Annotated in this window: 27 protein-coding genes; 16 read left to right on the top strand and 11 right to left on the bottom strand. The window is 40.6% G+C overall.

The features are described from left to right. Positions 1-74 precede the first annotated feature (74 nt). The 14 genes from minC to NQ488_07300 all read left to right on the top strand — a co-directional run bounded on the left by minC (position 75) and on the right by NQ488_07300 (position 11094). A complete protein-coding gene (minC, locus tag NQ488_07365; protein ID UWN94420.1) occupies positions 75-749 on the top strand; it encodes a septum site-determining protein MinC in 675 nt (224 codons plus the stop codon). A 23-nt stretch (positions 750-772) separates the two neighbouring features. Then, on the top strand, positions 773-1561 hold the full coding sequence (gene minD / locus NQ488_07360) for a septum site-determining protein MinD (protein ID UWN94419.1): 789 nt from the start codon (positions 773-775) through the stop codon (positions 1559-1561). Positions 1562-1586: 25 nt separating this feature from the next. Further along, positions 1587-1874: a cell division topological specificity factor MinE gene (minE, locus tag NQ488_07355; protein UWN94418.1), complete on the top strand. Its 288-nt coding sequence runs from the start codon at positions 1587-1589 to the stop codon at positions 1872-1874. Between the two features lie 6 nt (positions 1875-1880). Further along, entirely contained in the window at positions 1881-3023 is a 1143-nt protein-coding gene (locus tag NQ488_07350) for a rod shape-determining protein RodA (protein ID UWN94417.1), read from the top strand. A gap of 47 nt (positions 3024-3070) precedes the next feature. Further along, on the top strand, positions 3071-3463 hold the full coding sequence (locus NQ488_07345; protein UWN94416.1) for a methylglyoxal synthase: 393 nt from the start codon (positions 3071-3073) through the stop codon (positions 3461-3463). A gap of 22 nt (positions 3464-3485) precedes the next feature. Further along, positions 3486-4889, top strand: a complete 1404-nt coding sequence (locus tag NQ488_07340) for a hypothetical protein (protein UWN94415.1) — start codon at positions 3486-3488, stop codon at positions 4887-4889. A 12-nt stretch (positions 4890-4901) separates the two neighbouring features. Beyond that, positions 4902-5594: a YggS family pyridoxal phosphate-dependent enzyme gene (locus NQ488_07335; protein UWN94414.1), complete on the top strand. Its 693-nt coding sequence runs from the start codon at positions 4902-4904 to the stop codon at positions 5592-5594. Between the two features lie 20 nt (positions 5595-5614). Beyond that, a complete protein-coding gene (locus NQ488_07330) occupies positions 5615-6169 on the top strand; it encodes a cell division protein SepF (protein ID UWN94413.1) in 555 nt (184 codons plus the stop codon). Positions 6170-6254: 85 nt separating this feature from the next. Then, entirely contained in the window at positions 6255-7346 is a 1092-nt protein-coding gene (aroB, locus tag NQ488_07325) for a 3-dehydroquinate synthase (protein UWN94412.1), read from the top strand. Positions 7347-7367: 21 nt separating this feature from the next. Beyond that, positions 7368-7877, top strand: coding sequence for a signal peptidase II (gene lspA / locus NQ488_07320; protein ID UWN94411.1), 510 nt, complete (start codon positions 7368-7370; stop codon positions 7875-7877). A 17-nt stretch (positions 7878-7894) separates the two neighbouring features. Then, entirely contained in the window at positions 7895-8815 is a 921-nt protein-coding gene (locus NQ488_07315; GenBank protein ID UWN94410.1) for an RluA family pseudouridine synthase, read from the top strand. Between the two features lie 15 nt (positions 8816-8830). Continuing rightward, complete coding sequence (locus NQ488_07310; protein ID UWN94409.1) at positions 8831-9268, top strand: hypothetical protein; 438 nt, start codon at positions 8831-8833, stop codon at positions 9266-9268. A gap of 100 nt (positions 9269-9368) precedes the next feature. After that, positions 9369-9995, top strand: a complete 627-nt coding sequence (locus tag NQ488_07305) for a cytidylate kinase-like family protein (GenBank protein ID UWN94408.1) — start codon at positions 9369-9371, stop codon at positions 9993-9995. Between the two features lie 130 nt (positions 9996-10125). Next, positions 10126-11094: a DUF5011 domain-containing protein gene (locus NQ488_07300; protein ID UWN94407.1), complete on the top strand. Its 969-nt coding sequence runs from the start codon at positions 10126-10128 to the stop codon at positions 11092-11094. 106 nt (positions 11095-11200) lie between these two features. Here NQ488_07300 and NQ488_07295 read toward each other — a convergent pair whose 3' ends face one another. Then, on the bottom strand, positions 11201-12253 hold the full coding sequence (locus NQ488_07295; protein UWN94406.1) for a tyrosine-type recombinase/integrase: 1053 nt from the start codon (positions 12251-12253) through the stop codon (positions 11201-11203). Positions 12254-12345: 92 nt separating this feature from the next. Next, a complete protein-coding gene (locus tag NQ488_07290; GenBank protein ID UWN94405.1) occupies positions 12346-13479 on the bottom strand; it encodes a DEAD/DEAH box helicase in 1134 nt (377 codons plus the stop codon). A gap of 175 nt (positions 13480-13654) precedes the next feature. Between NQ488_07290 and NQ488_07285 the strand changes: the two genes are divergently transcribed. Next, the gene (locus NQ488_07285) at positions 13655-14398 is read left to right on the top strand and encodes a tRNA 2-thiocytidine biosynthesis TtcA family protein (GenBank protein ID UWN94404.1); all 744 of its coding nucleotides are present in this window, start codon (positions 13655-13657) and stop codon (positions 14396-14398) included. Positions 14399-14436: 38 nt separating this feature from the next. Here the strand turns inward: NQ488_07285 and NQ488_07280 are convergent, their stop codons facing one another. Next, positions 14437-14853 (bottom strand): LysM peptidoglycan-binding domain-containing protein, encoded by a 417-nt coding sequence (locus NQ488_07280; protein UWN94403.1) that lies wholly within the window; start codon positions 14851-14853, stop codon positions 14437-14439. Between the two features lie 249 nt (positions 14854-15102). On the opposite strand from NQ488_07280, the gene lexA reads away from it, so the two are divergent. Then, a complete protein-coding gene (gene lexA, locus NQ488_07275) occupies positions 15103-15723 on the top strand; it encodes a transcriptional repressor LexA (GenBank protein UWN94402.1) in 621 nt (206 codons plus the stop codon). 89 nt (positions 15724-15812) lie between these two features. Here lexA and rsfS read toward each other — a convergent pair whose 3' ends face one another. The 8 genes from rsfS to rplU form a co-directional block, all read right to left on the bottom strand. Next, positions 15813-16169, bottom strand: coding sequence for a ribosome silencing factor (gene rsfS / locus NQ488_07270; GenBank protein UWN94401.1), 357 nt, complete (start codon positions 16167-16169; stop codon positions 15813-15815). Between the two features lie 9 nt (positions 16170-16178). Beyond that, complete coding sequence (gene yqeK / locus NQ488_07265; GenBank protein ID UWN94400.1) at positions 16179-16787, bottom strand: bis(5'-nucleosyl)-tetraphosphatase (symmetrical) YqeK; 609 nt, start codon at positions 16785-16787, stop codon at positions 16179-16181. 11 nt (positions 16788-16798) lie between these two features. Further along, entirely contained in the window at positions 16799-17434 is a 636-nt protein-coding gene (gene nadD, locus NQ488_07260) for a nicotinate (nicotinamide) nucleotide adenylyltransferase (GenBank protein ID UWN94399.1), read from the bottom strand. Next, positions 17412-17708, bottom strand: a complete 297-nt coding sequence (gene yhbY, locus NQ488_07255) for a ribosome assembly RNA-binding protein YhbY (GenBank protein ID UWN97121.1) — start codon at positions 17706-17708, stop codon at positions 17412-17414. Before yhbY ends, nadD begins: the two co-directional genes overlap by 23 nt. Positions 17709-17774: 66 nt before the next feature. Beyond that, positions 17775-19061 carry a GTPase ObgE gene (obgE, locus tag NQ488_07250; GenBank protein UWN97120.1) on the bottom strand — a complete coding sequence of 429 codons (1287 nt, stop codon included), beginning with the start codon at positions 19059-19061 and terminating at the stop codon, positions 17775-17777. A 120-nt stretch (positions 19062-19181) separates the two neighbouring features. Continuing rightward, positions 19182-19472, bottom strand: coding sequence for a 50S ribosomal protein L27 (gene rpmA, locus NQ488_07245; GenBank protein UWN94398.1), 291 nt, complete (start codon positions 19470-19472; stop codon positions 19182-19184). 3 nt (positions 19473-19475) lie between these two features. Next, complete coding sequence (locus NQ488_07240) at positions 19476-19808, bottom strand: ribosomal-processing cysteine protease Prp (protein ID UWN94397.1); 333 nt, start codon at positions 19806-19808, stop codon at positions 19476-19478. A gap of 17 nt (positions 19809-19825) precedes the next feature. Then, positions 19826-20134, bottom strand: coding sequence for a 50S ribosomal protein L21 (rplU, locus tag NQ488_07235; GenBank protein ID UWN94396.1), 309 nt, complete (start codon positions 20132-20134; stop codon positions 19826-19828). Positions 20135-20291 lie beyond the last annotated feature (157 nt).

Genomic DNA, 20291 nt, shown 5'->3' with positions numbered 1-20291 from the left:
TTTTGTATGGATTTTGAGTGTGATTTATGCTAAAATTTAACGTATGCAGGTTAAAATAAATATCGAGGTGGATAATGGTGAATAATTCGGTTGTTATCAAAGGAAGCAAGCACGGAATAGTAGTTGTGCTTGATGACAGTGTATCCTTTGATGAACTTAAGGAAGCTGTCAGGGACAAGTTCTCAGGCGCATCCAAATTCTTCGATAAAGCTAATATGGCAATATCTTTTGAGGGAAGAAGCCTTAATGATGAACAGCAGCGACAGCTTCTGGATATCATATCAGAGGTATCTGACATCAATATAGTATGTGTCATTGACAATGATGAACTTAAAGATGCGTACTTCAAGCACGCTGTAGAGGCAAAGCTTGATGATATGGCTGCAAGTACCGGACAGTTTTACAAAGGGACTTTGCGTTCCGGTCAGATTCTTGAATCGGAGAGCAGTATAATAATTCTCGGCGATGTTAATCCCGGGGGCAAAGTTATTGCCAAGGGCAATGTGATTGTGCTTGGTTCACTTAAAGGCAATATATATGCAGGAGCTGACGGTAATGAGGATGCATTCGTCGTGGCGATTGATATGGAGCCTATGCAGATTAAAATAGGAGATGTAATTGCCCGCTGCTCAGACGGAAGTAATAGCGCAAAGAACAAGACTCATGAGCCGCGTATTGCATACGTTGATGAGGGCAACATTTACATAGAAAAACTCGAGCGCGATGTCCTTGCAGACATACGCATATGATTTAAACAGGAGGATTAACCCAAATGAGTGAAGTTATCGTTATTACATCCGGAAAGGGCGGCGTTGGTAAGACAACTACATCAGCCAATGTCGGAACCGGACTTGCCAAGCTTAATAAGAAAGTAGTTCTTATCGACACGGATATAGGACTTCGTAATCTTGATGTCGTTATGGGACTTGAGAACAGAATAGTATATAATCTTGTAGATGTTGTCGAGGGCAACTGCCGTGTTAAGCAGGCGCTTATAAAGGATAAGCGCTATCCGAACCTTTATCTGCTTCCGTCAGCACAGACAAGAGATAAGAATGCTGTTACACCCGAGCAGATGAAGAAGCTGACTGATGAACTCAGGGAAGAGTTTGATTATATCATACTTGACTGCCCTGCCGGTATTGAACAGGGATTCAAGAATGCAATTGCAGGCGCCGACCGTGCACTTGTTGTAACAACTCCTGAGGTCTCGGCAATCCGTGATGCCGACCGTATCATAGGTCTTCTTGAGGCTGAATCAATGAAGAGAACAGACCTTATTGTTAACAGAATCCGTATGGATATGGTATCAAGAGGCGATATGATGTCAATTGATGATGTTGTTGATATACTTTCAATTAATCTTATCGGTGCTGTTCCTGATGATGAGCATATCGTTGTTGCAACTAATAATGGTGAACCTCTTGTGGGTGATGAGAGTCTTGCCGGACAGGCATATATGAATATCTGCCACAGAATCCTCGGTGAAGAAGTTCCACTGCTTGATCTTAATGAGAAGAGCAGCGTATGGCAGAAGATATCAGCATTGTTCAAGAAGTAAGCTGTATATACATAAAGGAGAAGTTATGAGTGTATTCGATTTATTTAAGAAAAAAAGTTCAAGCGATGTAGCTAAGGACAGACTTAAGCTCCTGCTTGTCTCAGACCGTGCGAATTGTTCTCCTGAAGTTATGGAAATGATCAAAAACGATATTATCAAAGTAATATCAAAGTACATGATCATTGACGCTGAGGGGCTGGATATACAGATTACGCAGACTGAATCAGAGAATAATAACGGTTCGGTTCCTGCATTATATGCTAATATTCCAATCAGAGACCTGAAGAAGGGTCAGGGTCAGAAGTCGGAGTAATTTTTAATGTTTAAGAAATATTCTTTGCGCTATTATAATTTCAGACTGGCGGCAGCAATCCTTGCAACGATGCTGTTTGGGCTGCTGCTTGTAAACAGTGCCAAGCCAAGCTATACAATGAAAGAAGCAATAGGTATAACGGGCTGTTTTGCTGTGATGATTATAATATCATTTATTGATTATAACTGGATACTTAAGTATTTCTGGCTTATATATATAGTCAATATAGCGCTGCTCGGTGCAGTTCTGGTGTTTGGACATAATGGAAAAGGTGCAACAAGATGGATTAAGATTGCTGATGGGATTACATTGCAGCCTTCAGAGTTCACCAAGCTTTTTCTGATATTGTTTATGGCAAAAGTCATATCAATGTTCAAGGACAGGTTTAATACCTGGAAGTTCCTTGGAATACTGGCAGCTTCACTTATTGTTCCCGTAGGAATGGTATTTGCACAGCCGGATTTGTCAACGACACTGCTCATCTGCCTTATAATATGCTCAGTATTGTACTGTGCCGGAATTGATTACAAAAAAGTGCTGACAGTGCTGCTGATTATGGTTCCTATAGTGCTTGCACTGTTTGTCTATATACAGACTCCTAACCAGAAGCTTCTCAAGCCATATCAGGTTAACCGTATTCTTGCATTCAAGAATCCTGATGCACAGGAGAACGAGGATGACCGTTATCAGCAGGAGAATTCAGTACGTGCTATTGGTTCGGGGCAGCTTACCGGTAAGGGACTTAATAATGATGATCCTAATTCAGTCAAGAATGCAGGTCTTATTCCCGAAGCCCAGACAGACTTTATCTTCTCGGTAATTGGGGAAGAACTTGGATTCGTAGGTTCTATTATTACGGTGCTTCTGTTGTCCTGGATTGTAGGTGAATGCCTGTATGCAGCCGTAAGGGCACGGAATTTTGAAGGACGGCTTGTATGCTGCGGGGCAGCTTCCTGGATTGCATTCCAGAGCTTTATTAATATTGGTGTTACAACACTGATTCTGCCTAATACAGGTCTGCCGCTGCCATTCATAAGCTACGGGCTCAGTTCACTTATGAGTCTTGCTATATGCATGGGAATTATACTTAATATCTCATTGCAGCGCAATGCTGTTGATGAAGATGCGGTACTTGATTTTAATAAATAATAAAACAGACGCTTAATCCGTCCTGTGGAAAATGGAGGAAAACACTGATGAATATCGGGCTAATTGCACATGATTCAAAAAAGAAACTGATGCAGAATTTTTGTATTGCTTACAGAGGCATCCTCAACAAGAATCAGTTATTTGCAACGGGAACAACAGGGCGTCTTATTGAAGAAGCAACTAATCTTAGCGTTCACAAGTTTCTCGCAGGACATCTTGGCGGTGACCAGCAGCTTTGCTCTGAAATTGAACATAATCATATAGATCTTGTGATCTTCTTACGTGATCCGTCACCTAAGTCACATGAACCTGATGTGAATAATATATTTACGCTCTGTGATATGTATAATATTCCGCTTGCAACTAATCTTGCAACGGCAGAGCTTCTTATCAAGTCTCTCGACAGAGGTGATATGGAGTGGCGTGAGATATATCAGTAATCAGTAAGGGATGGTGTATGGTATGGCATCAAGGCAGCCAAGAAGCAATGGCAATGTTGTGAAGTTCAGAAAGAAGCCAAAAGCTGCACTGATAATATTTATAATTGTATTAATATATGTGATTGCATTCGTATGGCTGTATGCGACAAGACGTAAGGTCCAGACATATGTCGTTAATACGGGAACACTTACTGCAAACACGGTATTCTCTGGCATTGCTGTTAGGCAGGAATCGATTATGAATTCTGCATATAATGGCAATGTTAATTATTATATGAGAGAAGGAACTAAGGCTAAAGTCGGTGATATAGTTTACACGGTGGATGAGACCGGAAGAGTTGCACAGCTTATTGCAGATGCATCTAATTCTGATTCTAATTCATTATCGGATGAGAATCTTAAGATTATAAAGTCCACGCTTAATTCATTTAAGACTGCTTATTCTGGAGATAATTTCAGTGCTGTATATGATCTGAAGGCTGACCTCAATTCTACGGTGCTTCAGTCAATTAATGAGAATATCATGTCGAATCTCGACTCTATTATAAGCAGTACAGGCAGCCAGAATCTATTTCAGACGATACATGCAGACACAAGCGGAATTGTCGTATATTCAATTGACGGATACGAATCGCTTACAGAGAATGACATATCTAAGGATACATTCAAAAAGGACAAATACAATAAAAACAACCTAAAGTCGCAGGATATTATTGTGTCGGGTAATCCTGCATACAAGATGGTTACAAGTGAGAACTGGTATATATATATCCAGCTTACACAAAGCGACATCGACAAATATGAGCTTAACGGCAGGAACAGTCTTCAGATACGTTTTGTAAAAGACAACATAACGGCGGAGGTGCCATTTAGCATCGTTAAAAAAGATGATATTATTCTTGGACGGTTTTCACTTGATAAGTATATGATAAGGTATGCCACTGACAGATTTATTGATATAGAGATTCAGGCATCTGCGTCTAACGGACTTAAGATACCTCTGAGTTCAATTGTTGAAAAAGATTTTTATACGATACCGAAGTCATATATGACAACGGGAGGTAACACAAGCACATATGGCTTCCTTTGTGAACATTATGTAAACAATGAGCTGGTTACCGAATTCATTGCGGCTGATATATATGCGGTAAAGGACGATATGTGTTATGTTGACATGAACTCTTTTGGCCAGGGCGATACAATTCTGCAGACTGATTCACGGGACAGGTATACTGTCGGGACAAAAGCAGCACTTCAGGGCGTATACTGTGCCAATACCGGCTACACGATATTCAGGACAATAGAGATTGTGGAACAGAACTCGGAATATTGTATTGTCAGAAAGGGAACATCGTACGGCATATCGGTATATGACCATATAATCCTTGAAGGATCCAATGTAAACGAGAATGAAATGATTTATTAGGAGGCTGATAAAATGTTATCTGATAATCTTCATGAGGTTCAGGAGAATATAAGAAAGGCATGTGAGAGGTCAGGACGTAATCCGGAAGATGTTACGCTTATTGCCGTAAGTAAGACGAAGCCGGTAAGTGACATTGAACAGATATATGCTGCCGGAATAAGAGAGTTTGGAGAAAATAAAGTCCAGGAGATGAATGATAAGCAGAAAGTTCTTCCGGGTGATATAAACTGGCATATGATAGGCCATCTGCAGCGTAACAAGGTTAAATATATCGTTGATAATGTTGCGATGATCCACTCTGTTGACTCGGTAAGACTTGCCGAAGAGATCAGTAAGGAAGCTGTAAAAAAGAATGTTGCTGTTGATATCCTTGTGGAAGTTAATGTGGCGAAAGAAGAGTCAAAGTTCGGTCTTTATACAGAGGATGTCGGGCAGTTCGTTGAACAGATCAGCAAACTTCCCGGAATTAATATAAAAGGTCTTATGACAAGTGCTCCTTTTGTAGATAACCCTGAAGATAATCGTCAATATTTTAAAAAATTGAAAGATTTATCTGTTGACATTAACGCCAAAAACATAGATAATGTTCATATGGATTTTCTGTCTATGGGAATGACTAATGATTATGTTGTCGCAGTTGAAGAGGGGGCTACACATGTACGTGTAGGAACAGCCATCTTCGGACATCGCGATTACAATATATAAATGAAAGAAGAGGATGTATAATGTTTGATAAGATTCTTGGTAAGCTGGGATTAGACGGCGGCGATTACTATGATGATGATATGAATGATGAGGAAGCATACGATGACGTTGATGATTTCTATGATGATGAGCCAAGGAAGTCATCAAGAGCATCTCTGTTTAATGGAAGAGCTAATGATTCGGATGATACAGATAAGTCATCGTCAAGGTTCGGAGGACGCAAGGATAAGGTAGTTCCTATGCAGTCATCAAGAAGAAGTGGGCTTGAGGTGTGTGTAATCAGACCACAGTCTATAGAAGATGCAAGAGAGATTACAGATACGCTTAAGGATGGCAAGGCTGTTGTACTTAATCTTGAGGGCGTCAGAGTTGAAGTGGCTCAGAGAATTATTGATTTTTCGGCAGGTTCAAGTTATTCAATGGAAGGCAATCTTCAGAAGATAACAGGAGGAATATTTATTATTACACCTCCTAATGTCAGTGTTTCGGGAGATTTATCAGACCTTATAAACAGCGAGATTAACTTCGCATCTTCACTTGGAGATAAGGTTACTTCTCAGAATCTTGATTATTAATTAGGTTATACATATAGAAGTTATTGACGGGAATGAACCTTAATGGCTCATTTCCGTTTGTCATATTAACAGAACGGAGATTATTATGAGCAGATTAATTACAGTACACAATACAGCGGATGAGCCGATATATGATATTGTTATTGAAAAGGATTTTTCAAGGCTGGCTGAAGCTGTTGAAAAGCTTGGAATTAAGAACAGGCGCATATGTATAATTACTGAAAGCCATGTCGGACCGTTGTATGCAGATGCAGTGAAGGCAGAACTTGAGAAGACAGGTAACAGTATATATGTATATACGTTTGAAGCGGGAGAGGCCAATAAGAACCTTAATACGGTACAGGATGTATATGAATTCCTTATACGGAATAAGTTTGACCGTAAGGATATGCTTGCAGCTCTTGGTGGCGGCGTAACGGGTGATCTTGTTGGATTTGCGGCAGCCACATATCTTCGCGGAATATCATTTATACAGATACCTACGTCGCTTCTCGCACAGGTAGACTCAAGTATCGGAGGCAAGACCGGAGTTGATTTCAGAGGATATAAGAATATGGTTGGCGCTTTCTATCAGCCTAAGCTTGTATATATGAACATGTCTGTACATAAGTCGCTGGATAAGAGACAGTTCAATTCCGGCTTCGGTGAGATTATAAAGCATGGTCTTATTAAGGATTCTGCATACTACAGATGGCTTCGTGACAATGTAGATGCAATAAAGGCTCTGGATTATGATGCACTTGAATATATGATTGCGGGAAGCTGCAATATTAAGAGAGAAGTCGTTGAGAAGGATCCTACTGAGAAGGGTGACAGGGCACTGCTTAATTTTGGACATACACTTGGACATGCAATAGAGAAGCTTATGAATTTCAGCCTGTATCATGGAGAGTGTGTCGCACTTGGTATGCTCGCAGCACTTAAGATAAGCAATGCAAGAGGACTTATATCGGATGAGGATATAGATGATGCGGTTGATATGCTTAAGCTGTATGATTTCCCGATGAGCGTTACGGGAATAGAGGCCTCTGATGTTGTAGCTGTATCTAAGAGCGATAAGAAGATGGATGCCGGTAAGATTAAGTTTGTGCTTATCGACAGCATTGGGCATGCATTTCTTGATACGACTGTGACTGATGCGGAGATGCTTGAGGCTCTCAATGGCATAATTGAATAATTGTAAGTGATGGAAAATGACATGAAAGACAGAATTAAGATAATTATATTTGCAGCTGTTACGGCAATCCTTGCTGCTGTGGATCAGTATACGAAGTATCTCGCTGCAGCGGGGCTTAAGAACAGGCCTGCATTCAGGATAATAGATGGTGTGCTGGAACTGACGTATCTGCAGAACAGAGGTGCTGCATGGGGCATGCTGGAAGGAAGGCAGGGATTTTTTGCGGTACTCACGGTGCTTGTGCTGATTGCCATTGTATATGTGATTATAAGGACTCCATTTACAAAAAAATATGTTCCGGTTAATATTGCAGCGACACTGCTGGCTGCCGGAGCGCTTGGTAACTTTATTGACAGATGCATGTATGGATATGTGAGAGATTTTATATATTTCAGAATCATTGATTTTCCTGTATTTAACATAGCTGACATCTATGTTACTGCTGCGACGGTTTTATTTATCATTGTATTCCTGTTTGTGTATAAGGATGGAGATTTTGCATATCTGCTTCCGGGAAAGCCGCAGAGATAAGAGAGGATTGTCGTAAGATGGAACATTTTTTAATTAATGTTGACGAGCTTGATGCAGGAAGCAGAATCGACAGATATATGGCACAGGAACGGGAAGAATTGTCTGACCTGTCAAGATCTTATCTGCAGAAGCTTATACAGGATGGTAATGTTCTTGTAAACGGTTGTAACATAAAGGCCAATTATAAGCTGAAGAAGGCTGATATTATTGATATAACGCTTCCTGACATTAAGGAACCACAGATAGAGGCTGAGAATATTCCATTGGATATACTGTATGAAGATGAGGATATTATTGTTATTAACAAGCCAAAAGGCATGGTTGTGCATCCTGCGGCAGGTCATTATTCCGGAACTCTTGTTAATGCACTGATGTATCACTGCAGAGATAACCTGTCAGGAATTAACGGTGTTATGCGTCCGGGAATTGTGCACAGGATTGATATGAATACGACAGGCGTACTTGTTGCATGTAAGAATGATTTTGCACATAATGCAATATCAGCACAGCTGAGCGTACACTCGATTACAAGGAAGTATGAGGCGATTGTATATAACCGGTTTAATGAGGAGTCGGGAACCGTAGATGCGCCTATAGGCAGGAGCCACAATGACCGTAAGAAGATGGCAATTGACCGCGATAATGGCAGACGTGCGGTAACGCATTACAGGCTTCTTGAGAATTTTTCAAAGTTCAGCCATATTGAATGTCAGCTGGAGACGGGAAGAACTCACCAGATACGTGTACATATGGCAAGCATCGGTCATCCGCTGCTTGGAGATGATGTATACTCCAATGCGGTTTCTCCATACAAACTGCAGGGGCAGACGCTTCATGCAAGGGTTCTTGGATTTATTCATCCAAGGACTAATCAATATATTGAATTTGAGGCACCATTGCCTGAATATTTCTCCCATTTACTGGACATACTCCGGTAAAAGGGGGAATTTTTTATGGATATTAATAGGCCGGATTACAGGATTGACAGTGAGAGAAGAAGGCTTGAAGGGCATGTGCGCAGCGTTGCCTGCATAGGTTCAACGGCGCGGTATATTCTTAATGAATTACCATCAAGATGCATGATAAAAGTAGCTGATTTTGATATGTGGTCATGTCATCCCAAACTATTTGCCAATGCTGTTTTATGTGGAATAACCGGAAGAGATTACCAATATAATGAAGTGGATGGATTAACAGACTACCTGGAGGCAGCAGAGGCATTGGGGATAGTGTTTGCAATTGATGAAAAATATTTTCCAATGGCGCAGAAGTACTCGCTGAATATACTAATGTCCGGAAAAAGTGGCAGAGAGCTGGATATAACCGGCATATCACTGGGGCGTGGTGCAATTACTATTCCATCATGCATTTTGCATGAAAATTTAATGTAGAAATTTTAACAAATATTGCAATTTGTGTAGAAATTTGCGGACAATTGTGTTATAATACCAAACATGAAAAGGAACTTTATGTAGAAAAGGAGGTATCCTTATGAATAGTAAAACAGTAATAACAATTGGCAGACAATTTGGCAGCGGCGGTAAAGAGATTGGTGAGAAGCTGGCCAAGGAACTTGGAATCAGGTGCTATGATAAGGAACTTCTGGCTGTTGCAGCTAAGGAGAGCGGACTTTGCAAGGAATTATTTGAGAATCATGATGAAAAACCAACAAACAGTTTTCTGTATTCACTTGTAATGGATACATATTCGCTTGGATATACTTCATCATATTCGGATATGCCTATTAATCACAAGGTATTTTTGGCACAGTTTGATGCAATCAAGAAACTTGCAGAGCGTGAATCCTGTGTTATTATTGGTCGTTGTGCAGATTATGCGCTTGAAGATAATCCATATGCTATGTCTATATATATCAAGGCAGATATGGACAAGAGAGTTAAGAGAATCATGACGAAGTATCAGCTGAATGAGTCTAAGGCATCTGATATGATCCAGAAAGAAGATAAGCGCAGGGCAAGTTATTATAATTATTATTCAAGTAAGAAGTGGGGCGATGCAAAGAGTTACGATCTCTGCCTTGACAGCGGTAAGCTTGGAGTTGAGGGTTCAATTGAACTGATCAAGGATTTTATTGCTTTACGCGAGAAGAATTTTTAATTATTGGTGCTGTTTTGGATGATATCCTTAAATTATAATGAATAAACGGTGAAAACACTTGAAATTTGAGCTATTTTGCATTATATTGATTTGTGAAATAGCTTAAATTTTGTCTAAAAACAGGAGTTTTATGAACTATACAACTAATTCGCGATGGAAGCGATTTAAAAATGGAATACTGCACACGAATTTCAAACTATATATAATTCTTCTGGCAGTGCTTGCCGTGATAATAGGATTTACATTTGCCAATTCAGACGCAATATCCAATATGATGTCATCACAGAATAACCAATCAGGGGATAACAGCAATGATGCCAATGTAACATTGCCGTCCGACAGTCCCACAGAAGCATCTACATTTGTGGCACAGAATGAATTGTATTCGATATCGGTTAATAAAAGTGAGAACTTTATCACGGTATATAAGATTACAGCGGCAGGAGATGTAGTGAGTGCATATAAGACATTCCGCTGCTCAGTTAATCCTTCTGTTGAGACCGGTACATATAAGACATATGAGAAGAATGTGTGGAGGGCACTTGCAAGCGGAGGATATGGACAGTATTCAACCAGAATAAGCAGCGACTGCTATATACATTCGGTTCCGTATTACAGCCAGAACAGTAATGCACTTAATATGACAGCATATAATAATCTGGGCAATCCTGCAACAGTAGGTTCAATCTATCTTGCATCGTCGGATGCACAATGGATATTTGAGAACTGTGCGCTCGATACCAAGGTTACTGTATATGAACAGAGTGGTGAGGTGCCAGCGATAGCACTTCCTAAGAAGGAATCTGCCGGTAACAGCAACGGATATGACCCTACAGACACTTCTCTTAATATCAAGCCGGTAGAGACAAAGATAGATTATATGACGGGTGTTCAGGATTATTCAATACCTGTCGGTTCATCATATAATATGTGGAATGGTGTGCGAGCAGTCGATGTAGAAGGTAATGACATAACTGATTATATAACTGTTACGGGAAGTGTTAATACTACTGTCAGGGGAACATATACCCTGATATATCATCTCAAAGATAATTTTGGCACTAATCTTGCATATTACAGCTATGTGACAGTATATTAGGCTATATGTTAAATAAATAATGCCGGGATTCTTAAGGTCTAAGCCCATGTGAGTCTGCTCACAGGAGGGTAAAAGACATTGGAAGCCCGGCATATTATTATTAAGTCTAATGGTCGCCATTCTCACGCAGCTGAACCATATTACGGGCTTTACGCCTGTTATTATCTACAATCTCCGCATAATGCTTACGTGTGGTATTAACGTCTTTATGACCGAGGACATCTGCCACAAGGTATATATCGTTACTTTCCTGATAGAGATTAGTTCCGTATGTGCTGCGCAGCTTATGAGGAGTGATGTGTTTGACGGTTGTTACTGTCATGGCATATTTCTTAACCAGATTCTCTACAGAACGTACACACAGGCGCTTGTTATTACGGGATATGAACAATGCATTCTCATGCCCGGCAGCCGGCTGAAGTGTTGAACGTTCATCCATATAATCAAGCAGTGCTTCCCGGACTTCATCGCCGAAGTAGACAAAGCTCTCAGCACCACCCTTGCGCACTACCTTGATACGGTCATTATCAAAATCAACATCATTAATGTCAAGACCGACACATTCGGATACTCGTATGCCGGTGCCGAGAAGAAGAGTGAGAAGTGCAAGATCGCGCGTCTTGAGTTCTTCGTGTGCGGCAAGCTGATTCTTGGTGAGCCTGTTACCGGATTCAACATTATCAAGAAGTTCAGCTACTTCGTTGACATCAAGCCGTGTTATTGCCTGATCGTGAATCTTGGGCATATCAACCTGAAATGCCGGATTCTTCTTCATTAATCCCTGTTTATTATAATATCCGTAAAACGAGCGGAGAGAGGATAACTTGCGCTTAGCCGCACGTTCCGAATTAGTAACCTCACGTCCGTTCTTTACATAAAGGCGTGAATGTCTGAGATATTCAATTATATCAGTTGATGATATGTTCTCGGCATCTACCAGTGTAATCTGCTTCAGACTCTCGTAAGAATTATACTTGCGTTCTCTTATGAATTCAAAGAATCCACGTAAATCCATAGCATAAGCGACCTTAGTACGCGGCTGTTTGGTATATTCAAGGCTGAAAAAGTAATCTCTTGTGAAATCCGGCAACATATCCATAATATCATTAAGTTTCTGAGTATACTTAATGCGTTGTTGCTCACTGTATGTCCCTGCCATAATAAGTAATCTCCATTCCTACACATCCAACTTCGCTAAACTCAAGTTTAACGAAGTTGGACTACGATAAATTAATTATATCCCTGTGCGCATTACTTTGCAACAAGTTTTCCTTTAAATAACCGGCGCTGAATTATATTTATTCCAAATTCTTTCTGATAAGCTTTGATCTTGTCAACTTCATTAGGCGTAATTACAGATACACACACACCCTGCATGCCATTGCGCCCGCATCGGCCGGCACGGTGCTGATATTCGGTAGAATTCTCAGGCAGATTAAGATTAAAGACTGCATCAATTCCATCTATCTGCAAACCTCTTGATGCAAGATCTGTTGATACAAGGAAATTAATCTTTCCGCTTCTGAATTCTTCAACGGCTTTCTTACGCTGCAGTTTGTCATTGGAACCATAAAGCATATCAGCCTTATAATGATGATATACGAGCTTATTAACAGTTTCTTCAAGGTCATATGCGGTGTTGGCAAATATAATTCCTTTTTTAGGTGATAATGCGTTAATGACACTTCGTAATGTCTCTATACGGTTTCTGCGGTCAGAAATAATAAACATATGCCTGATTGTACCCGGAATGGCTTTGTCGGCCTTAATATTGAGAATTACAGGCTCTGAGTTAAAAGCTGAAGCTGCCTGGATTGATTTTTTGTCCATGCTTGCAGAAACCATTATTATCTGAGTATACTTCATTAAAGATCTGCGAAGCTGCGTAAGTCCGTCAATATTATCTTTGGCGAGCATCTTATCTGCTTCATCAACAATAAGTGTCTTAACATTATGGACAGACAGCTTCTTCATATGAATAAGCTTCAATATACGTCCTGTAGTTCCGACAATAATCTGTGGTCTGGTCTTGATTGAATCTATCTGCCGCGATATATTGCCTTCACCTACAAGTGCTATTGCTCTTATGTCCATTGATGCATTCCCGGCAAGGAGCTGTATCTGTCGGAGAACCTGGATGCCAAGCTCTTGTGTAGGAACGGCTATAACGGCCTGAACATGTGTATCGGCAACGTCAATTTTGCAGAAAAGCGGTATAAGGTATGCAAGAGTCTTGCCGGAACCGGTCTGGGAGCATCCTATGACATCACGGTTATCTAATACAGGGGCAAATAGCTGCTGCTGTATATCGGTAGGCTGCTTAATATTCTGTGCGTTAAGTGCTGTAATAAGGTTATCGGCAAGGTCCATATCTTTAAAATTCATGTTAATCTCCATTCTGAGTTAATTGACTCGTAAACAATCTTGTAAACAGGTTATCTATAACCGTCTGTTGTGCTTAAAATTTTAACAAAAAAATCATGATATGTCTAGTTATTGGCAGGATGTCTGATATAATGATAGTTATTGACTATACAGATATTGAAAGAGGTAAAATACTATGGAATTACAGCGGCTCCTCAGCTATACACGAAAAGCGGTTGACGATTATTCAATGATAAACTCCGGAGATAAAATCGCAGTCGGAATATCAGGAGGAAAGGACAGCCTTACACTTCTGTATGCGCTTCATGGGTTAAGACGATTCTATCCAAACAACTTTGAGATTGAGGCAGTCACGGTTAATGCCGGAATAGAAGGAATGGACTTCTCTCCTATCAGCAGACTGTGTGATGAATTAGATGTTAATTATACTGTAATAGATACTGATATATATGATATCGTCTATAATATACGCAGGGAAAGCAATCCATGCGCACTGTGTGCAAAGCTCAGAAAAGGTGCTTTCAATAAGAAGGCGGCAGAACTCGGATGTAATAAAATAGCGTATGCACATCATAAAGATGATGTTATTGAAACATTCATGATGTCGCTTCTTCTGGAGGGGCGTGTCCATACGTTCTCGCCAGTAACGTACCTTGAGCGTTCAGGACTAACGCTTATAAGACCGCTGATATATGTTAATGAAGCTGATGTTATAGGCTTCAGGAATAAATATAATCTTCCGGTTGTTAAAAACCTGTGTCCTGCAGATGGTGAGACCAGAAGAGAATATGCCAAGAATCTTATAAAGTCTCTCAACAAAGACTTACCGGGCACACATGACCGCATATTCACTGCAATATTGAACGGTACGTTCGATGGCTGGGATGAACGTATTGCACATAAGCATACACGCACATAGGCAGATAATCATTGTACGAATGTATATAGGAGATGCTGTTATTCACCGGCATAATAATATATAATAAGGCTGCATCCGGCTGTTATGGTATCATTGTGAAGATTGTTAACCCGGCGGATATCATTAACATAGCGGCCTGTGTCAACACCTTCCGGCGCATATAAGCTGGCAATGCTCCATAAAGTGTCATCCTTTTCAATGGTTATGCTTGTGTAGTAGCGTGTGTCTGATGTTAATGCACTGCTGTTGCTGTCGGCAGCTTCAACGATAACAGCACTAAGGGATGCTATTATGACAGCAATACATATAAGAGCTGCCAGGCTGGTACGACGACGTAATGCCTGACGTCTTCTGCGCTGCTCTATCCGAATGGATGCACTGCTCTTTGTTATAGAATCAGCCTGTAATGAATATGTATGTTCTGAATTGCTGCCTGTGTAATCTGAATTATTCATATGTATATCCCTCCACATATATTAAATGTAATCATAATATCGAATAGCTGTTCTTACTTTACACGATTGATATTAACATTCAAACATTCGTTTGTCAACAGATATCCGGAAAAATTCCGAACAAATTTTCTGAATATCTGTTTGCGTAATTTATTTATTTATGTTATTATATATTCAGAAGTTTTATATGCATTATTTGCAGACAGTCAATTCGAGATTAATTTATAAGTGAAGTGGAGGTTCATACATATGGCTTACGGCAGAATTACAGCGAAGCAGTCAGAGATTCTTGAATATATTAAGAATCAGATAGTCAACAAGGGGTATCCACCTTCGGTGAGGGATATATGTGAGGCAGTACATCTCAAGTCGACATCATCCGTGCATGCACATCTTGAGACGTTGGAGAAGAATGGTTACATAAGAAGAGATCCTACTAAGCCACGTGCTATTGAGATTATTGATGATAACTTTAATCTTACAAGGCGTGAGGTTGTTAATGTTCCTTTGATAGGACAGGTTGCTGCAGGGCAGCCTATTCTTGCTGTTGAGAATATTACGAACTACTTTCCTATCCCTGCTGAATTCCTTAATAATAGTGAGACGTTTATGCTCAATGTGAAGGGTGACAGCATGATTAATATGGGAATATATGACGGAGACATGATTATAGTAAGACGCCAGCAGACAGCAGATAATGGTGAGGTAATTGTTGCTCTGGTTGATGATTCGGCTACAGTTAAGAGGTTTTATAAGGAAGACGGTCACTACAGACTTCAGCCGGAGAATGACTTTATGGATCCGATTATCGTAGACAATGTTGAGATTGTTGGCAAGGTTATAGGACTTATAAGGCTCCATATCTCATAATTTTATAAGAATGCGTAAAAGGCAGGCCAGTGAGTAGTTTCACTAGTCTGCCTTTGATTTTAATGTATTGGAATTACCGCAGATGTTTATCAGATTTCATCAGCGTCTATTGCTGTTCCGTCTCTCCAGATTCTTTCAAGATCATAGAACAGGCGGTCTTCTTTTGAAAATACATGGATTATAATATCATTGTAGTCCATAAGAACCCATGAAGAGCCCTGTGAGCCTTCAATCTTATCTGTTGTATATCCTGCTTCGGCCAGTTTTTCATCGACATTATCTACGAGAGCCTGAACCTGATTAGGGTTATTGCCGCTTACGATAATAAAATAGTCAGCGATTACGCTTACTTTGCTGATATCAATAACACGGATATCTTCACCCTTTTTGTCTCTCAGTGCTTCGATTGCGATTCGTGCCATTTCCCTTGAATTATTCTCTGCCATGTTGTCACCTCACTGTTGATCGGCTGTGCCGGCAATATTGCCATTAACGGCCTTACTGTAATATTCAAATGTATCTGCTGTCATGTTGTCAATTGCTTCACCGGAATTCTCAATGTACTTAAGTGTTGCTTCTGCGATAGTCATAACACCCATATCAAGATTTTCAAAGCATACATTGCGTATTCTGTCAAGATCAGGGGCTTTATTGCGGTTAGGTTCAATATAATCGGCAACGAAAATGATTTTTTCAAGTTTGGTCATTGCCGGTCTTCCTGTAGTATGGTACCTTATTGCACTGCATATCTGTTCATCATGTATGTCGTATTTGTTCCATGCGTACCATGCACCAAGTTTGGCATGCAGAAGTGACGGATTGGCATATTCACTTGGGCTGATTTCGATGCCATTCTGTTCACATTTTTTGATTTTCTCTTCATCAGATATGCATTTGGCACAATCATGCAGAAGTCCTGCAATATAGGCCTTCTCCATGTCTTCACCAAAACGCATTGCCATGCATGCAGCTGTGTATGCCACCCCCATAGTATGTGTGAAGCGCCCGGGGGTAAGCTTCTTTTTAAGCTTTTCTGTAATATATTCTATATCTTCTGATCTCATGTTAATCTCCATTATTCGGGAATATCAGAGCCTGAATACAGATGGTGTTCTTTTATATACTGTGCAACCGAGGCGCTGACCATGCCATCAACAGGCATACCGGACATGATACGCCTGCGTATGTCACTTGAGCTTATAGGAACATCATTCATGTGTATAAGCTTTATTCTGGCATTGTAACGCTGCTCCAGGCTGCTTACGGCTGCCTCAAGTTCAGTTATGGCATGCATATCACGGTTAGCTGCCACAATTGTAGAGTACTTCATGACTGTCTCGGGATGATACCACGTATCAAGTTGAAACAGCGAGTCTGCCCCAATTATAAAATATATATTGGAATAATACTTTGCAAATTCAGTCAGTGTTAATGCACTGTATGAGTATCCTGTATGTGTAATCTCATAATCGGAAAATTCCATATAAGGGTAATCTTCTATTGCAAGTCTTACCATATTGCACCGGTCATATTCTGAAGCAATTGTAAGTCCCTGCTTGTGAGGAGGGTTGCCGCTCGGCATTATGATTACTTTGTCAAGTCCGAGCTCCTCATAAGCCTGTCGGGCAAGTGCAATATGCCCCAGATGTATAGGATTAAAAGTTCCGCCGAATATTCCGGTTGGTCTGTTATTTCTTCTTAGGCAACACAATCTTAGGATTCTCCTTAGCTTCCTTGTAAAGAACAATCTTCTTACCGATAACCTGAACAACCTGTGAACGTGTTCGTTCTGCGATAATCTCGGCAAGTTCCTTAGGGTCATCAGCACAATTCTGAAGAACACTTATTTTAATCAGCTCACGTTTATCAAGAGCCTCAGAAATGCCTTTGACAAATTCAGGAGTAATGCTTGATTTGCCTATCTGGAATATAGGATCCATTGTCATTGCAAGCCCTTTAAGATATGCGCGCTGTTTACTTGTCATTGCTGCTGTAGCCATATTTTTCTCCTTTCATTATTGATTAAGTCATTGAAATTATTCGTATTCTGATTATTCATAATAATCAAATTCAAGATATCCGCCGACCTTAACGGTATCCCCTTCCTTTATGCCCATATTCTTGAGCTGTTCGATTATGCCGTTCTCATGCATGAACTTCTGGAAATAATTAAAGCCTCGTTCAGAATCAAGATTAGTATATCCGAGCATTCTGTCAATTCGAGGTCCCTCGATGATAAATGATGCGTCATCACCGCGGCTGATTGTAAACGGTTCATCAGGGTTATCAAGAATGTCTTCTGTAAAGAATTCTCTTGCAAATACAGTAGGCTCTTCGTCGATACTGTCGAGCATATCACGAACTGCGTATAAAAGTTCCTTAACGCCCTTGCCGCTGACTGCCGATATTGGGAATACTTTTATGCCTTTTGGCTCAAACTCTGCTTTAAGCCTGTCTACAGGATTCTCATCATCAGAGTAGATTACATCGGTCTTATTGGCTGCTATAACCTGTGGTCTCTTAAGCAGATCAGGATTATAAGCCTCAAGCTCAGCATTGATTGTGTTAATATCTTCAATAGGATCACGTCCCTCAGTAGATGCCGCATCTACCATGTGTATAAGAACCTTGGTTCTTTCTATGTGACGCAGGAACTCATGTCCAAGACCTGTTCCCTCAGAAGCGCCTTCGATAAGACCCGGAATATCAGCTATTACAAAGCCGTGACCGTCAAGGTCGACAACTCCGAGGTTAGGACTTAAGGTTGTAAAGTGGTAGTTAGCAATCTTAGGCCGGGCATTAGTTACACGTGAAAGAAATGTTGACTTACCTACATTAGGGAATCCTACAAGTCCGACATCAGCAATAACCTTAAGTTCAAGACGCACCCATATCTCCTGCGCCTCCTGACCAGGCTGCGCATACTTGGGAGCCTGCATTGTGGCTGTTGCATAGTTCATGTTACCTTTGCCGCCACGTCCGCCGCGAAGAACAACCTCGCGCATGTTGTCACCTGACATATCAGTGATTACTTTGCCTGTTGCGTCATCTTTGATAACAGTGCCTTCAGGAACTTTGATTATAAGATCTTCGCCATCCTTGCCGTGGCATCTGCGCTTGCCGCCCTCTTCGCCGCTCTCTGCAATATATTTTTTATTATGACGGAAATCACCAAGTGTATTCAGTCCTTTATCTACTACGAATATAACGTCGCCTCCGCGTCCGCCATCGCCACCGTCAGGACCACCGTCAGGCACGAACAGCTCACGTCTGAAAGATACATGTCCATCGCCGCCCTTGCCTGATTTTATAAATATTCTAACGCTGTCTGCAAACATTTTCAAATCCATTCTGCCGCCGGATGCGGCTCAAATCAAAACAATTTTAATATACAAATAAAGCTACAAATCTCAAGAACACACTCAAGACTTGTAGCTCCATCAAGAATCTGTGATTAATTATTCGTTAGTTGCTACAGGATAAACAGAAACTCTCTTCTTATCTCTGCCTAATCTCTCAAACTTTACAGTACCGTCAACTAAAGCAAATAATGTATCATCACCGCCACGGCCTACGTTAACGCCTGGGTGAATCTTAGTACCACGCTGTCTGTAAAGAATGTTGCCAGCAAGTACGAACTGTCCGTCAGCTCTCTTAGCGCCTAATCTCTTAGACTCAGAATCACGGCCGTTCTTTGTTGAACCAACACCCTTCTTATGAGCGAAAAATTGAAGGTTTAATTCTAACATTGGTTACACCTCCTTAAATGTAATCGAAATATACTTTGGATTGCCCTTGGCTGCCTGTGTAAGACCTAACTCAAGAGCCTTAAGCAATACTGCTGTCTTATCTGACATATGCCCTGTAACCTTAGCGGATATCAGTGCATCATCTTCGTCACTTCTACTCTCAACTTCCATATCAGTATCGGTAAATGCTTCAATGGAATTAATTGTATTAATGACCAGCATAGAGACTGCTGCACAGACAATGTCCTTACCGGAATCGTCGTAACCGGCATGTCCCCTTGTTTCAAACTCTGTAATGTCACCATCGTGATTCTTACAGATTGTAACGGTAATCATAATATATCACCTGACAATTAAGCATTGATCTTCTCGATCTTTACCTTTGTGAAAAGCTGTCTGTGACCGTTCTTCTTATGATAACCAGTCTTTCTCTTGTACTTGTAAACAATGACCTTCTTGCCCTTGCCTTCTGAAACAACGCTTGCTGTAACTGTAGCTCCCTTAACTGTAGGATCGCCAACCTTAGCTGAACCGTCATTCACGAAAAGAACCTGGTCAAATGTTACAGTGTCTCCAGCATTAAGACCAAGCTTCTCAACTCTGATCTCATCACCTTCTGAAACCGTGTACTGCTTACCACCTGTTGCAATAATCGCGTACATATGGTACCTCCTATAATCTTTACTCGCCAGCTTCGGTGTTATGCTTATACAATATGTAATACATAAACTTATGACCTCACTGAGCGGCACACTAGAATATAATATATCCTCATTCTGCAAATGTCAATAGGTTCCTGAAAATTTATTCTGATTTCTG

Origin of the sequence: [Bacteroides] pectinophilus, assembly GCA_025146925.1 — a bacterium.
Classification (GTDB): domain Bacteria; phylum Bacillota; class Clostridia; order Lachnospirales; family Lachnospiraceae; genus Bacteroides_F; species Bacteroides_F pectinophilus.
The sequence above is the reverse complement of the archived record's forward strand: the minus strand, read 5'-3'. Positions and strand labels throughout refer to the sequence as shown.

Excerpts from the sequence above, each read along its gene's own strand:
- minD (UWN94419.1), top strand. The coding sequence starts at position 773 with ATGAGTGAAGTTATCGTTATTACATCCGGAAAGGGCGGCGTTGGTAAG.
- NQ488_07330 (UWN94413.1), top strand. The coding sequence starts at position 5,615 with ATGTTTGATAAGATTCTTGGTAAGCTGGGATTAGACGGCGGCGATTAC.
- NQ488_07285 (UWN94404.1), top strand. The coding sequence starts at position 13,655 with ATGGAATTACAGCGGCTCCTCAGCTATACACGAAAAGCGGTTGACGAT.
- minE (UWN94418.1), top strand. The coding sequence starts at position 1,587 with ATGAGTGTATTCGATTTATTTAAGAAAAAAAGTTCAAGCGATGTAGCT.
- obgE (UWN97120.1), bottom strand. The coding sequence starts at position 19,061 with ATGTTTGCAGACAGCGTTAGAATATTTATAAAATCAGGCAAGGGCGGC.
- NQ488_07335 (UWN94414.1), top strand. The coding sequence starts at position 4,902 with ATGTTATCTGATAATCTTCATGAGGTTCAGGAGAATATAAGAAAGGCA.
- NQ488_07290 (UWN94405.1), bottom strand. The coding sequence starts at position 13,479 with ATGAATTTTAAAGATATGGACCTTGCCGATAACCTTATTACAGCACTT.
- yqeK (UWN94400.1), bottom strand. The coding sequence starts at position 16,787 with ATGAGATCAGAAGATATAGAATATATTACAGAAAAGCTTAAAAAGAAG.
- NQ488_07240 (UWN94397.1), bottom strand. The coding sequence starts at position 19,808 with ATGATTACCGTTACAATCTGTAAGAATCACGATGGTGACATTACAGAG.
- NQ488_07315 (UWN94410.1), top strand. The coding sequence starts at position 7,895 with ATGGAACATTTTTTAATTAATGTTGACGAGCTTGATGCAGGAAGCAGA.
- NQ488_07280 (UWN94403.1), bottom strand. The coding sequence starts at position 14,853 with ATGAATAATTCAGATTACACAGGCAGCAATTCAGAACATACATATTCA.
- aroB (UWN94412.1), top strand. The coding sequence starts at position 6,255 with ATGAGCAGATTAATTACAGTACACAATACAGCGGATGAGCCGATATAT.
- NQ488_07310 (UWN94409.1), top strand. The coding sequence starts at position 8,831 with ATGGATATTAATAGGCCGGATTACAGGATTGACAGTGAGAGAAGAAGG.
- NQ488_07295 (UWN94406.1), bottom strand. The coding sequence starts at position 12,253 with ATGGCAGGGACATACAGTGAGCAACAACGCATTAAGTATACTCAGAAA.
- NQ488_07340 (UWN94415.1), top strand. The coding sequence starts at position 3,486 with ATGGCATCAAGGCAGCCAAGAAGCAATGGCAATGTTGTGAAGTTCAGA.
- yhbY (UWN97121.1), bottom strand. The coding sequence starts at position 17,708 with ATGACAAGTAAACAGCGCGCATATCTTAAAGGGCTTGCAATGACAATG.
- NQ488_07345 (UWN94416.1), top strand. The coding sequence starts at position 3,071 with ATGAATATCGGGCTAATTGCACATGATTCAAAAAAGAAACTGATGCAG.
- rplU (UWN94396.1), bottom strand. The coding sequence starts at position 20,134 with ATGTACGCGATTATTGCAACAGGTGGTAAGCAGTACACGGTTTCAGAA.
- minC (UWN94420.1), top strand. The coding sequence starts at position 75 with ATGGTGAATAATTCGGTTGTTATCAAAGGAAGCAAGCACGGAATAGTA.
- lexA (UWN94402.1), top strand. The coding sequence starts at position 15,103 with ATGGCTTACGGCAGAATTACAGCGAAGCAGTCAGAGATTCTTGAATAT.
- rpmA (UWN94398.1), bottom strand. The coding sequence starts at position 19,472 with ATGTTAGAATTAAACCTTCAATTTTTCGCTCATAAGAAGGGTGTTGGT.
- NQ488_07350 (UWN94417.1), top strand. The coding sequence starts at position 1,881 with ATGTTTAAGAAATATTCTTTGCGCTATTATAATTTCAGACTGGCGGCA.
- lspA (UWN94411.1), top strand. The coding sequence starts at position 7,368 with ATGAAAGACAGAATTAAGATAATTATATTTGCAGCTGTTACGGCAATC.
- rsfS (UWN94401.1), bottom strand. The coding sequence starts at position 16,169 with ATGGCAGAGAATAATTCAAGGGAAATGGCACGAATCGCAATCGAAGCA.
- NQ488_07305 (UWN94408.1), top strand. The coding sequence starts at position 9,369 with ATGAATAGTAAAACAGTAATAACAATTGGCAGACAATTTGGCAGCGGC.
- NQ488_07300 (UWN94407.1), top strand. The coding sequence starts at position 10,126 with ATGAACTATACAACTAATTCGCGATGGAAGCGATTTAAAAATGGAATA.